This is a genomic window from Staphylococcus kloosii (assembly GCF_003019255.1).
GTDB classification, from domain to species: Bacteria; Bacillota; Bacilli; order Staphylococcales; family Staphylococcaceae; genus Staphylococcus; species Staphylococcus kloosii.
The window spans coordinates 1909498-1923298 of record NZ_CP027846.1 but is presented as its reverse complement, the minus strand read 5'-3'; the positions used below and the strand labels follow the sequence as shown (position 1 = coordinate 1923298).

Below are 13801 nucleotides of genomic sequence, written 5' to 3'. Positions count from 1 at the left end.
GCTATTGAATTTGTCGTAGTTGCTATTTTTAATGTAATGGAGGAAATACATGATGCAAACAGTTAACGTTGTTGGCGCTGGATTGGCTGGATCAGAAGCGGCTTATCAACTTGCGCAAAGAGGCGTAAAAGTTAATTTAATTGAAATGCGACCTGTGAAGCAAACGCCAGCACATCATACAGATAAATTTGCCGAGTTAGTTTGTTCTAATTCATTAAGAGGTAATGCTTTAACAAACGCGGTAGGTGTATTAAAAGAAGAAATGAGACGTTTAGATTCTTTAATCATTAAAGCGGCAGATAGTGCTAGAGTGCCTGCTGGTGGTGCATTAGCTGTAGACAGACATGATTTTGCCGGTTATATTACTGAAACATTAAGAAATCATCCTAATGTAACGGTACTTAATGAAGAAGTTAATAGTATTCCTGAAGGCTATACAATTATTGCCACAGGTCCACTTACAACTGATAAGTTAGCGCAAGAAATTGTCGACGTTACAGGTAAAGATCAACTTTATTTCTACGATGCAGCTGCTCCTATTATTGAAAAAGACACGATAGATATGGATAAAGTTTATTTGAAATCTAGATACGATAAAGGTGAAGCAGCGTATTTAAATTGTCCAATGACTGAAGAAGAATTTAACCGATTTTATGATGCGGTACTTGAGGCAGAAGTAGCACCCACAAATGAATTTGAAAAAGAAAAATATTTTGAAGGGTGTATGCCTTTTGAAGTAATGGCAGAACGTGGAAGAAAAACATTATTATTCGGCCCGATGAAACCAGTAGGACTTGAAGACCCTAAAACAGATAAAAGACCATTTGCAGTGGTACAATTAAGACAAGATGATGCAGCCGGCACATTATATAATATTGTTGGGTTCCAAACGCATCTTAAATGGGGCGCACAAAAAGACGTTATTCGTCTAATTCCTGGTTTAGAAAACGTTGAAATCGTACGTTATGGTGTCATGCATAGAAACACATTTATTAATTCACCAGATGTATTATCCGAAACTTATGCACTTAAAGGCAGAGACAATTTATACTTTGCAGGTCAAATGACTGGGGTAGAAGGTTATGTTGAAAGTGCAGCTAGTGGTTTAATTGCTGGAATTAATGTGGCCCATAAATTACAAGATAAGGCAGAAGTTATTTTCCCTAGAGAAACAATGTTGGGTAGTATGGCTTACTACATTTCTCACGCTAAAAATGAAAAAAACTTCCAACCTATGAATGCTAATTTTGGATTATTGCCTGCGTTAGAACATCGCATTAAAGATAAAAAAGAACGTTACGAAACGTTAGCTAATAGAGCATTATCATATTTAGATAACTATAAAAAAACTTTATAATTAAAAGATGAAGAGACTATTCTTCGAAAAATTTTGATAATTGAACACAATTTAATAGTTATTTTTAGCAGCCCCCTCTAACAATATGCTACAATGCAAAATGATGGAGGGGTTTTCTAGTGGAACAAATTCAAGAAGCTTATCTTTATATGCTAAAGGTTGAAAGACAATTTTCTAACCATACATTAAAGTCTTATTATGATGATATTCATCAATTCAATGACTTTTTGCAACAAGAACATTTAGATTTAAACTCATTTGAATATAAAGATGCGCGTAACTTTTTAAGTTTTTTATATTCGAAAAACTTGAAAAGAACAACTGTTTCTCGTAAAATTTCTACGCTGAGAAGTTTTTATGAATATTGGATGACGCGAGATGAAAGTGTTGTTAACCCATTTGTTCAACTAGTGCATCCGAAAAAAGAACAGTATTTACCCCACTTTTTTTATGAAGAAGAAATGGAAGCTTTATTTAAAACAGTGTCGTCAGATGCTAAAAAAGGTTTAAGAGATAGAGTTATATTAGAATTATTATATGCAACTGGTATACGTGTTTCTGAGTTAGTAAACATTCGTGAACAAGACTTAGACATGAGTTCACCAGGCGTTAAAGTTTTAGGTAAAGGCAATAAAGAAAGATTTATACCTTTTGGTGAATTTTGTAAGCAAAGTATTGAAGCTTATCTATCGCAATTCAAACCTAAATTAAATAGTGATCATAATTTCTTATTAGTTAATATGAAAGGTGACCCAATTACTGAAAGGGGCGTACGTTTTGTATTGAATGATGTAGTTAAACGTACGGCTGGTGTTACCGATATACACCCTCATAAACTACGGCATACTTTTGCTACTCATATGTTAAATGAAGGTGCAGATTTAAGAACAGTACAATCGTTATTAGGACATGTTAATTTGTCGACTACTGGTCGCTATACTCACGTCTCTAATGAACAGTTGAGAAAAGTATATTTAAATGCACACCCTCGTGCAAAAAAGGAGAATTAGAATGAGTACATCAATTCATGCAACGACAATATTTGCAGTTCAACATGATGGACATTGTGCAATGGCCGGTGATGGTCAGGTTACTTTAGGTGAGCAAGTAATTATGAAACAAACGGCGAGAAAAGTAAGAAGATTGTATGATGGAAAAGTATTAGCAGGATTTGCAGGAAGTGTTGCTGATGCTTTTACTTTGTTTGAAAAATTTGAAACTAAATTACAACAATTTGGTGGTAATTTAGAACGCGCAGCAGTTGAATTAGCACAAGAATGGCGTGGTGACAAACAATTACGCCAATTAGAAGCAATGTTAATTGTTATGGATCAATCATCTATCCTTGTTGTTAGTGGTACAGGTGAAGTTATTGCACCTGACGATAACTTGATAGCAATTGGTTCTGGAGGTAATTATGCATTGAGTGCTGGAAGAGCCTTGAAAAAGCATGCAACGAATCTTAGCGCAAAAGAAATGGCTTATGAAAGTTTAAAAGTTGCTGCTGATATTTGCGTATTTACGAATGACCAAATAGTTGTAGAAGAACTTTAAAAACACATAATTTTAGTTAAAGAGAAAATAATTTATAATTAGCGCACACGAAATTAAGCATCATAGCTTATTGTATTTGAGATGGAGGGTATTATTACTATGGTTGAAAATGGCATAAAATTAACGCCGAAAGACATAGTTTCAAAATTAAACGAGTATATCGTAGGTCAAGAAGACGCCAAACGTAAAGTTGCGATAGCGTTAAGAAATAGATATAGAAGAAGTTTACTTTCTGACGAAGAAAAACAAGAAATCGCACCTAAAAACATTTTAATGATTGGTCCTACTGGTGTAGGTAAAACAGAAATCGCTAGACGCATGGCGAAAATTGTAGGTGCACCTTTTATTAAAGTTGAAGCAACTAAATTTACCGAAGTAGGTTACGTTGGTCGTGACGTTGAAAGTATGGTAAGAGATTTAGTAGATGTTGCGGTCAGACTAGTAAAAGAAGAGAAAAAAGCATTAGTAAAAGATGATGCAGAGAAAAAAGCTAACGAAAAATTAGTTAAGTTACTAGTACCTAGCATGAAGAAAAAAGCGAGCCAATCTTCAAATCCTTTAGAATCTTTATTTGGTGGCAATATGCCAAACTTTGGTCAAAACCAAGAAGATGAAGAAGAAACACCAACTGAAGAAATTAAAACGAAACGTTCAGAAATTAAGCAACAGTTGTTAGCTGGAAAACTTGAAGAAGAAAAAGTTCGTATCAAAGTTGAACAAGATCCTAGCGCAATGGGTATGTTGGGTACCAACCAAAACCAACAAATGCAAGACATGATGAATCAATTAATGCCTAAGAAAAAAGTTGAACGTGAAGTACCTGTTAAAACAGCACGTAAAATATTAACGGATGAGTTTGCAGATGAATTAATTGATCAAGAGACAGCCAATCAAGAAGCAATTCAACTTGCCGAAGAAATGGGTATTATATTTATCGATGAAATAGATAAAGTTGCTACAAGTAATCAAAATTCCGGTCAAGATGTTTCGCGTCAAGGTGTACAAAGAGATATTTTACCTATTGTTGAAGGTGGCATGGTACAAACAAAATATGGTACTGTAAATACTGAACATATGCTATTTATTGGTGCAGGTGCATTCCATGTATCTAAACCAAGCGACTTGATTCCAGAATTGCAAGGTCGTTTCCCAATTCGTGTAGAACTAGAAAGCTTGTCAGTTGAAGATTTCGTCAGCATATTAACCGAACCAAAATTATCACTAATTAAACAATACGAGGCGCTACTATTAACTGAAGATGTCACAGTTAAGTTTACTGATGATGCAGTTAAACGTTTAGCCGAAATTGCACATCAAGTAAACCAAGATACTGATAATATTGGCGCAAGACGTTTACACACTATATTAGAAAAAATGTTAGAAGATTTATCTTACGAAGCACCTAATATGCCGAATGCAGTTGTAGACATCACACCACAGTATGTTGATGACAAACTAAAATCAATTTCAATGAACAAAGATTTAAGCGCGTTTATACTATAAAACCAAAGATAAAGGAGAGAAAAAATGAGTTTATTATCAAAAACAAGAGAATTAAATACACTATTACAAAAGCATAAAGGTATAGCTGTAGACTTTAAAGATATGGCACAAACAATCAGTAGCGTTACCGTAACTAATGTATTTATCGTATCAAGAAAAGGTAAAATCTTAGGATCAAGTTTAAATGAACTATTAAAAAATGAACGTATCATTCAAATGCTAGAAAATCGTCATATTCCAAGTGAATATACTGAAAAATTAATGGACGTGAAAGAAACACAATCAAATATTACTATCAATGATGTACTTACAGTATTCCCACCTGAAAATGAAGATTTATTCAAAGATAGCAGAACAACAATCTTCCCATTATTAGGTGGAGGAGAGCGTTTAGGTACACTAGTATTAGGACGTGTTCATGACGATTTCTCTGAAAATGATTTAGTGTTAGGTGAATATGCTGCTACAGTTATCGGTATGGAAATTCTACGTGAAAAACATAACGAGGTAGAACAAGAAGCACGTGATAAAGCAGCAATAAATATGGCTATTAATTCACTTTCTTATTCAGAAAGCGAAGCTATTGATCATATCTTTGAAGAACTAGGTGGCAAAGAAGGATTACTTATCGCATCTAAAGTTGCAGATAGAGTTGGTATAACAAGATCTGTTATAGTTAACGCGTTAAGAAAATTAGAAAGTGCGGGTGTTATTGAATCTCGTTCACTTGGTATGAAAGGTACTTTTATTAAAGTTAAAAAAGAAAAATTCCTTGATGAATTAAGTAATATTAAATAATATACTTTTATAAAAAAGCGACAGTAATAAATATAATGCGTGTCGTTTTTTTATTGTGAAATTCGACGAAATTAATTTATTGCGTAGTTATTATAATTGTGGTATATTAGTAAACGGCTATTGAGCCAATACACACACGAAGAGTAGAAGTATAAAGGGTGCGAAATAATATATTTCGTGTTTATATGAGCTTTTTGTGGAGGTAAAAAACCATTAGGAGGATTTAATCATGGCAGTAATTTCAATGAAACAATTACTAGAAGCAGGTGTTCACTTCGGTCACCAAACACGCCGTTGGAACCCAAAAATGAAAAGATACATTTTCACTGAGAGAAATGGTATCTATATCATCGACTTACAAAAAACAGTTAAAAAAGTAGAAGAAGCTTATAACTTCATTAAACAAATTTCTGAAGATGGCGGACGCGTTTTATTTGTAGGTACTAAAAAACAAGCACAAGAATCAGTTAAAGCTGAAGCAGAACGTGCTGGTCAATTTTACGTAAACCAAAGATGGTTAGGCGGAATCTTAACTAACTACAAAACAATCTCTAAACGTATCAAACGCATCTCTGAAATTGAAAAAATGGAAGAAGATGGCTTATTCGAAGTATTACCTAAAAAAGAAGTTGTAGAACTTAAAAAAGAATACGACCGTTTAATCAAATTCTTAGGCGGTATTCGTGATATGAAATCAATGCCTCAAGCATTATTTGTAGTTGACCCTCGTAAAGAGCGTAACGCAATTGCTGAAGCACGTAAATTAAACATCCCTATCGTGGGTATTGTGGATACAAACTGTGATCCTGATGAAATTGATTACGTTATCCCAGCAAACGATGACGCTATTCGCGCAGTTAAATTATTAACTGGTAAAATGGCAGATGCAGTCTTAGAAGGTCAACAAGGTGTATCTAATGAAGAAGTAGCAGCAGAACAAAACATTAATCTTGAAGAATCAACTGAAACTGAAGCTACTGAATCAGCATCAACTGAAGAAAACACTTCTGTTGAATCAAACTAAGAATAATGTAAAATGGGTGATAAGATAATGAGGCTTATCACCTTTTTTTAAAATAAATAATAAATTTATGAAATAATGGAGGAATATTAAATGGCAATTTCAGCTAAACTTGTTAAAGAATTACGTGAAAAAACTGGCGCTGGTATGATGGACTGTAAAAAAGCGCTAACTGAAACAGATGGTGACATCGATAAAGCAATCGACTACCTACGTGAAAAAGGTATCTCAAAAGCAGCTAAAAAAGCTGACCGTATTGCGGCAGAAGGTTTAGTACATGCAGAACAAAAAGGAAACGACGCAGCAATCGTAGAAATCAACTCAGAAACAGACTTCGTTGCTCGTAATGAAGGTTTCCAAGAATTAGTTAAAGAAATTGCGATCCAAGTTCTTGAAACTAAAGTGAACACTGTAGAAGAATTATCTGAAACTAAATTATCTGACGGTAAAACAGTTGACGAACGTATGAAAGAATCAATTGCTACAATTGGTGAAAAATTAAGCATTCGTCGTTTTGCAGTTAGAACTAAAACAGATAATGACGCTTTCGGTATTTACAAACACATGGGTGGACGTATTGGCGTATTAAGCGTTGTTGAAGGAACAACAGACCAAGAAGCTGCTAAAGATGTTGCTATGCATATCGCAGCAATTAACCCTAAATATGTTTCTTCTGACCAAGTAAACGAAGAAGAAATCGCACACGAAAAAGAAGTGCTTAAACAACAAGCATTAAATGAAGGTAAACCAGAAAATATCGTTGAAAAAATGGTAGAAGGCCGTTTACGTAAATATTTACAAGAAATTTGTGCAGTAGACCAAAACTTTGTTAAAGATCCTGACCAAACAGTTGAAGCTTACTTGAAATCTAAAGGTGGTAAACTTGTTGACTTCGTACGTTATGAAGTAGGCGAAGGTATGGAAAAACGTGAAGAAAACTTCGCTGATGAAGTTAAAGGACAAATGAAATAATTTTTCATAAGTGTTGAACAAGAAAGAAGACACCTTTTGTGCCTCAGTATAAAAGATAAACTTTTGTATAGGTCCAACTCACGTGTCTTCTTTACTTGTATCATTTACATATATTTTCAATAGAGAGGATAAGACGATGGCTGATACTTCAAAATTCAAACGTGTTGTTTTAAAATTAAGTGGTGAGGCACTTGCAGGAGATAAAGGTAGCGGTATTAACCCTATGATTATTAAAAGTGTCGCTAGACAAGTAGCTGAAGTTGCAAAAATGGATTGTGAAATTGCTGTAATTGTTGGCGGCGGCAATATTTGGAGAGGTAAAACAGGTGCTGATTTAGGTATGGACCGTGGTACTGCGGACTACATGGGTATGTTAGCAACTGTTATGAATGCGTTAGCATTGCAAGACAGCCTAGAGCAACTAGACTGTGATACACGTGTCTTAACTTCAATTGAAATGAAACAAGTGGCAGAACCATACATTAGACGTCGTGCTATTAGACATTTAGAGAAGAAGAGAGTTGTTATCTTTGCTGCTGGTATCGGTAACCCTTACTTCTCAACTGATACTACTGCTGCTTTACGTGCTGCAGAAGTTGAAGCAGATGTTATCTTAATGGGTAAAAATAATGTAGATGGTGTTTATTCTGCTGACCCTAAAGTTGATGCAAATGCTATTAAATATGAACATTTAACTCACATACAAATGTTACAAGAAGGCCTACAAGTAATGGATTCTACTGCTTCATCATTCTGTATGGATAATAATATTCCTTTAAATGTGTTCTCAATCATGGAAGAAGGCAATATTAAACGTGCAGTGATGGGCGAAAAAATAGGTACGTTAATTACTAAATAATCAGAGGTGTAAAATATGAGTGACATAATTAATGACACGAAAAGTAAGATGAAAAAATCTATCGATAATTTATCAAGAGAATTAGCAAACATTAGTGCCGGACGTGCTAATTCAAATTTATTAAATGGCGTAACTGTTGATTACTATGGCGCACCAACACCAGTTCAACAATTAGCAAGCATCAATGTGCCTGAAGCACGTTTACTTGTTATATCTCCATATGATAAAAGCTCTGTTGGAAATATTGAAAAAGCTATCAATGCGGCTAACTTAGGGGTAAACCCTTCAAGTGATGGTGAAGTTATAAGAATCTCTGTACCAGCACTTACTGAAGAACGTCGTAAAGAATTAGTTAAAGAAGTTAAAAAACTCGGTGAAAATGCTAAAGTAGCAGTAAGAAATGTTCGTCGTGACAGTAATGATTCATTGAAGAAACAAGAAAAAGACGGTGACATTACTGAAGATGACTTAAGATCACAAACAGATGATATACAAAAACTTACTGACGATTCTATTAAGGAAATCGATAATTTACTTGAAGAAAAAGAACAAGATATTTTATCAGTATAATCATGGTAAGACTGTGCCAAAAGTGATTTGTACAATTCATGACGTTTAAAAAACTAACATATTATAATATGGGCGATTTAAGTTTGTATTACAGTAATTAGTTTTTATGATGATAATGGACTGTATCAAATAAGACTTTGGTACAGTTTTTTCTTTGTTTATGTAATGTACAGTTTTAGTATGATAAAATGGTAGATAATTGTATAAAGAACCTATTATAATATACAGAGATGATCATGCTCGGAGGAAATACCATGTTTAAAAACCTTAAAAAGAAGAATAAAACACCTTCAAATCATGAAAATAATGATTTGGACATACATAACATACCTCAACATGTTGCAATCATAATGGATGGCAATGGTCGCTGGGCAAAACAACGTAAACTGCCGAGAATTAAAGGTCATTATCAAGGTATGCAAACCGTAAAATCAATCACAAAAGCCGCGAGCGATATGGGATTAAAATATTTAACACTTTATGCATTTTCTACAGAAAATTGGTCTAGACCTGAAAATGAAGTGAATTATATTATGAGCTTACCAGTAAACTTCTTAAAAACTTTTTTACCCGAACTTATTGAAAATAATGTTAAAGTTGAAACGATAGGTATCTTAGAAAATTTACCTAAGTCTACACTTAAGGCTATAGAAAAGGCGAAGACTGATACTCAGAATAATACAGGCATGAAATTAATATTTGCGATTAATTATGGTGGGCGTGCTGAGATTGTACATAGTGTGAGATCGCTGTATGAACAATTAATAGCCGAAGGTGCTAGTTCTGATCATATTGACGAAAAATTAATATCAGATCATTTATTCACACATAATTATCCTGATCCGGATTTATTAATTAGAACTTCTGGTGAACAACGCATTAGTAATTTCTTAATATGGCAAGTTTCGTATAGTGAATTTATCTTTAATGAAAAACTATGGCCTGATTTTGATAAAGAAGAACTAACAAAATGTATAAAAATTTATCAGTCGCGCCAACGACGTTTTGGTGGACTATAAAGTTAGGAGAATAGTATGAAAGTTAGAACTTTAACTGCAATAATAGCTCTGATTATCTTCCTTCCTATATTACTAAAGGGCGGATTTATACTAATGCTATTTTCATATTTACTTGCTTTTATCGGTTTAAAAGAATTATTAAATATGAACATGATTAAATTTATGTCTATTCCAGGACTTATATGTGCGCTTGGAATATTGATTATAATGTTGCCTCAAGATGCTGGTACGTGGGTTGATAATTTCCAACTTAAATCTCTTATAGCAATTAGTTTTATCTTATTAAGTTATACTGTATTGTCTAAAAATAGATTTAGTTTTATGGATGCAGCCTTCTGTCTAATGGCTGTTGCATATGTAGGTATTGGATTTATGTATTTATACGCAACACGTTCTGAAGGATTACATTATATTTTATATGCCTTTCTAGTAGTGTGGTTAACAGATACTGGAGCATATATATTCGGTCGTCTAATGGGTAAACACAAATTATGGCCAGTAATTAGTCCAAATAAAACGATTGAAGGTTTTATTGGTGGTTTAATTTGTAGTTTATTAGTACCGATTATTATGTTGATTTTTGTTGACTTTAATATCGCTGTTTGGTTATTACTAATCTGGACTGTTGTACTAAGTGCATTCGGACAGCTTGGTGATTTAGTAGAATCAGGGTTTAAACGTCATTTTGGAGTGAAAGACTCTGGTAGAATATTACCTGGTCATGGTGGTATATTAGACCGCTTTGATAGCTTTATGTTTGTCTTACCATTAGTTAATATTTTACTTATTCAAGCGTAATGATGTGACTAATTTATTACTACTAGCGAGAATATACATACAAATTAATGTCACGATTGTATAATGGAATAAAGTTGTCGAGCAGGAGTTAATGAGGTAAAATAACTACATCATTTGAGTAGTTATTTATTTCTTAACTCCTTTTCACAAGCTATAAAAACTTAACCCTAATAACACTAATGAAATGATACAACCATAGATAAATGTAAAAGTTACGTCTAACTAGTTTTAAATTATTGTAGATAAATAATAACTGCTGACTTTTACACTTTATGCGACTAAATTAATCAAACACGAGGTGTATATAATTGAGCTTCTTAGTAACAATATTTGCTTTTATTATCGTCTTTGGCGTATTAGTATCCGTACATGAATACGGTCATATGTTTTTCGCCAAACGTGCAGGAATCATGTGTCCAGAATTTGCAATAGGAATGGGCCCTAAAATTTTCAGTTTCAGAAAAAATGAAACACTCTATACGATTCGCTTATTACCTGTTGGTGGGTATGTACGTATGGCTGGTGATGGTTTAGAAGAACCGCCAGTAAAACCCGGCATGCATGTCAAAATTAAATTAAATGAGCAAGATGAAATTACACACATTATTTTAGATGATCAACATAAATTCCAACAAATCGAAGCAATCGAAGTAAAACAATGTGATTTTAAAGAAGGTTTGTTTATTGAAGGTGTTGGTTCAGATGATGAACGACATCACTATTCAATTGCGCATAAAGCATACTTTGTTGAAAATGGTAGTTTAATTCAAATTGCTCCAAAAAACAGACAATTTACTTACAAAAAACCTTACCAAAAGTTTTTAACTTTATTTGCTGGACCTTTGTTTAATTTTTTACTTACATTAGTATTATTTATCGGCTTGGCTTATTATCAAGGGACGCCAACTACGACAATTGGTCAGTTAGCAGATAATTATCCTGCACAAAAAGCAGGGCTTCAGTCAGGTGATAAAATTGTAAAAATCGGTGATCAAAAAATTACTGATAAACAACAAATTAATGATGAATTAAATAAAATAAAAAGTAATAAAACTAAAATTACAGTAGAACGTGATGGCAAAGATAAAACAGTCGAAGTTACGCCTAAAAAATATGAACAAAAGTTAAGCAAAACCAAAACTCAAACATCATATATTATAGGGTTTAAATCCAAAACTGAGCATTCCGCGTTTAAACCATTAGTGAGTGGTTTCGAACAAACAATACATGCGGGGAAATTTATTTTCACTGCTATTGTTGGAATGATTGCTAGCATATTCACGGGTGGATTTTCATTCGATATGTTAAATGGTCCAGTTGGTATTTATCACAACGTTGATGCTGTCGTTAAAACTGGTATTATCAATTTAATTAGTTGGACTGCATTATTAAGTGTTAACTTAGGTCTAATGAACTTATTACCAATTCCAGCATTAGATGGTGGACGTATATTATTTGTTATATATGAAGCAATATTTAGAAAACCGGTAAATAAAAAAGTTGAATCAGCAATTATTGCAGTAGGTGCTATTTTTGTCCTTATCATCATGGTCTTAGTTACATGGAATGATATTCAACGCTATTTCTTATAACGAGAGAGGAGTAAAAGTGTATGAAACAATCTAAGGTCTTTATACCAACTATGAAAGAGGTTCCTGCCGGTGCAGAAGCACTTAGTCACAGACTATTATTAAAAGCAGGGCTTATTAAACAAAGTACTAGTGGGATTTACAGTTATTTACCACTAGCCACTCGCGTATTAAATAATCTTGAAGCTATCATACGTGAAGAAATGGAAAGTATCGATGCAGTTGAAATTTTAATGCCTGCGTTACAACAAGCTGAATTATGGGAAGAATCAGGTCGTTGGGGTTCTTATGGTGCTGAACTGATGCGTTTAACAGACCGTCACGGTCGTGAATTTGCACTTGGACCTACACATGAAGAAGTCGTGACATCTATCGTTCGAGATGAATTAAAATCATATAAACAATTGCCACTGACTTTATTCCAAATTCAATCAAAATATCGTGATGAAAAACGTCCACGTTTTGGTTTATTACGTGGTAGAGAATTTATAATGAAAGATGCTTATTCATTCCATGTCGATGAAGAATCTTTAGATGCAACATATCAAGATATGTATGAAGCATACAAAAGAATTTTTTCACGTTCAGGTATTAACGCACGTCCAGTGTTAGCCGATTCTGGTGCTATCGGCGGTAATCATACACATGAATTTATGGCCTTAAGTGATATTGGTGAAGACACTATCGTTTATAGTGAAAATAGCGATTACGCGGCAAACATAGAAAAGGCTGAAGTTCTTTACGAACCAAATGAAAAACATCAACCTGTAGAAGCATTAGCTAAAATTGAAACACCAAATGTACATACGGCGCAAGAATTAGCTGATTTCTTAGATAGACCATTAGATGAAATTACAAAATCTATGATTTTTAAAGTCGATGGCGAATTTATTATGATTTTAGTACGTGGCCATCATGAAATTAACGATGTGAAGTTAAAGTCTTACTTTGAAACTGACAACATTGAACTTGCAACGCAATCAGAAATCGTTAATTTATTAGGTGCGAATCCAGGTTCATTAGGCCCAATATTTGAAAAAGATATTAAAATTTATGCAGACAATGCATTACAAGATTTAAATAATATTGTAGTTGGTGCGAATGAAGACGGCTATCATTTAGTGAATGCTAATGTTGGTAGAGACTTTAACGTTGATGCATATGGAGACTTTAGATTTATTTTAGAAGGTGAGCCACTTGCAGATGGTTCTGGAAAAGCACATTTTGCCGAAGGAATTGAAGTAGGACAAGTGTTTAAACTTGGTACAAAATATTCTGAAGCTATGAATGCCACAATTTTAGATAATCAAGGTAAAGCTAAACCATTATTAATGGGTTGTTATGGTATTGGTGTTTCTAGAACATTAAGTGCTATTGTAGAACAAAATAATGACGACAATGGTATCATTTGGCCAAAATCAGTAGCACCATTCGATTTACATTTAATTACGTTAAATCCTAAAAAAGATGAACAACGTGAATTAGGAGATCAACTATACGCTTCCTTGAAAAATTCATTTGATGTTTTATACGATGACCGTAAAGAACGTGCTGGCGTTAAATTTAATGACGCAGATTTAATTGGGTTACCAGTTAGAGTCGTTATCGGTAAAAATGCAGCAGAAGGCATCGTAGAAGTGAAAAGAAGAGATACAGGTGAAAGTGAAGACGTTCACGTCGATGATTTAGTAGATTACGCAAAAGCGTTATATGAAAAAGTTAAATAACATGACAAGCAGAGCTATTAATATTTTGTTATAA

Annotated in this window: 13 protein-coding genes; all 13 read left to right on the top strand. The window is 33.6% G+C overall.

Annotated elements, in window-relative coordinates; all coding sequences use genetic code 11:
- Positions 1-49 precede the first annotated feature (49 nt).
- The 13 genes from trmFO to C7J89_RS09490 all read left to right on the top strand — a co-directional run bounded on the left by trmFO (position 50) and on the right by C7J89_RS09490 (position 13767).
- Positions 50-1357, top strand: coding sequence for an FADH(2)-oxidizing methylenetetrahydrofolate--tRNA-(uracil(54)-C(5))-methyltransferase TrmFO (gene trmFO, locus C7J89_RS09550; protein WP_048794072.1), 1308 nt, complete (start codon positions 50-52; stop codon positions 1355-1357).
- A 119-nt stretch (positions 1358-1476) separates the two neighbouring features.
- Positions 1477-2367 (top strand): tyrosine recombinase XerC, encoded by an 891-nt coding sequence (gene xerC, locus C7J89_RS09545; RefSeq protein ID WP_103296065.1) that lies wholly within the window; start codon positions 1477-1479, stop codon positions 2365-2367.
- A gap of 1 nt (position 2368) precedes the next feature.
- A complete protein-coding gene (hslV, locus tag C7J89_RS09540; protein ID WP_061854839.1) occupies positions 2369-2911 on the top strand; it encodes an ATP-dependent protease subunit HslV in 543 nt (180 codons plus the stop codon).
- Positions 2912-3010: 99 nt separating this feature from the next.
- Positions 3011-4414 carry an ATP-dependent protease ATPase subunit HslU gene (gene hslU / locus C7J89_RS09535; protein WP_103296066.1) on the top strand — a complete coding sequence of 468 codons (1404 nt, stop codon included), beginning with the start codon at positions 3011-3013 and terminating at the stop codon, positions 4412-4414.
- Positions 4415-4438: 24 nt separating this feature from the next.
- Positions 4439-5212 (top strand): GTP-sensing pleiotropic transcriptional regulator CodY, encoded by a 774-nt coding sequence (gene codY, locus C7J89_RS09530; RefSeq protein WP_061854837.1) that lies wholly within the window; start codon positions 4439-4441, stop codon positions 5210-5212.
- Between the two features lie 229 nt (positions 5213-5441).
- Positions 5442-6236, top strand: coding sequence for a 30S ribosomal protein S2 (gene rpsB / locus C7J89_RS09525; RefSeq protein ID WP_061854836.1), 795 nt, complete (start codon positions 5442-5444; stop codon positions 6234-6236).
- Between the two features lie 90 nt (positions 6237-6326).
- Entirely contained in the window at positions 6327-7205 is an 879-nt protein-coding gene (tsf, locus tag C7J89_RS09520) for a translation elongation factor Ts (protein ID WP_061854835.1), read from the top strand.
- A gap of 136 nt (positions 7206-7341) precedes the next feature.
- Positions 7342-8064 carry a UMP kinase gene (gene pyrH / locus C7J89_RS09515; protein ID WP_061854834.1) on the top strand — a complete coding sequence of 241 codons (723 nt, stop codon included), beginning with the start codon at positions 7342-7344 and terminating at the stop codon, positions 8062-8064.
- 15 nt (positions 8065-8079) lie between these two features.
- A complete protein-coding gene (gene frr / locus C7J89_RS09510; protein WP_061854833.1) occupies positions 8080-8634 on the top strand; it encodes a ribosome recycling factor in 555 nt (184 codons plus the stop codon).
- Between the two features lie 254 nt (positions 8635-8888).
- The gene (locus C7J89_RS09505; RefSeq protein ID WP_061854832.1) at positions 8889-9653 is read left to right on the top strand and encodes an undecaprenyl pyrophosphate synthase; all 765 of its coding nucleotides are present in this window, start codon (positions 8889-8891) and stop codon (positions 9651-9653) included.
- Positions 9654-9668: 15 nt separating this feature from the next.
- Positions 9669-10451, top strand: coding sequence for a phosphatidate cytidylyltransferase (locus tag C7J89_RS09500; RefSeq protein WP_103296067.1), 783 nt, complete (start codon positions 9669-9671; stop codon positions 10449-10451).
- A 308-nt stretch (positions 10452-10759) separates the two neighbouring features.
- Positions 10760-12043 carry an RIP metalloprotease RseP gene (rseP, locus tag C7J89_RS09495; RefSeq protein WP_103296068.1) on the top strand — a complete coding sequence of 428 codons (1284 nt, stop codon included), beginning with the start codon at positions 10760-10762 and terminating at the stop codon, positions 12041-12043.
- 20 nt (positions 12044-12063) lie between these two features.
- Entirely contained in the window at positions 12064-13767 is a 1704-nt protein-coding gene (locus tag C7J89_RS09490; RefSeq protein WP_061854829.1) for a proline--tRNA ligase, read from the top strand.
- Positions 13768-13801 lie beyond the last annotated feature (34 nt).

What these genes read in the sequence shown, in the direction of transcription:
- rpsB (WP_061854836.1), top strand. Translation starts at nt 5,442, where the DNA reads ATGGCAGTAATTTCAATGAAACAATTACTAGAAGCAGGTGTTCACTTC.
- trmFO (WP_048794072.1), top strand. Translation starts at nt 50, where the DNA reads ATGATGCAAACAGTTAACGTTGTTGGCGCTGGATTGGCTGGATCAGAA.
- C7J89_RS09505 (WP_061854832.1), top strand. Translation starts at nt 8,889, where the DNA reads ATGTTTAAAAACCTTAAAAAGAAGAATAAAACACCTTCAAATCATGAA.
- tsf (WP_061854835.1), top strand. Translation starts at nt 6,327, where the DNA reads ATGGCAATTTCAGCTAAACTTGTTAAAGAATTACGTGAAAAAACTGGC.
- C7J89_RS09500 (WP_103296067.1), top strand. Translation starts at nt 9,669, where the DNA reads ATGAAAGTTAGAACTTTAACTGCAATAATAGCTCTGATTATCTTCCTT.
- C7J89_RS09490 (WP_061854829.1), top strand. Translation starts at nt 12,064, where the DNA reads ATGAAACAATCTAAGGTCTTTATACCAACTATGAAAGAGGTTCCTGCC.
- codY (WP_061854837.1), top strand. Translation starts at nt 4,439, where the DNA reads ATGAGTTTATTATCAAAAACAAGAGAATTAAATACACTATTACAAAAG.
- pyrH (WP_061854834.1), top strand. Translation starts at nt 7,342, where the DNA reads ATGGCTGATACTTCAAAATTCAAACGTGTTGTTTTAAAATTAAGTGGT.
- hslV (WP_061854839.1), top strand. Translation starts at nt 2,369, where the DNA reads ATGAGTACATCAATTCATGCAACGACAATATTTGCAGTTCAACATGAT.
- hslU (WP_103296066.1), top strand. Translation starts at nt 3,011, where the DNA reads ATGGTTGAAAATGGCATAAAATTAACGCCGAAAGACATAGTTTCAAAA.
- frr (WP_061854833.1), top strand. Translation starts at nt 8,080, where the DNA reads ATGAGTGACATAATTAATGACACGAAAAGTAAGATGAAAAAATCTATC.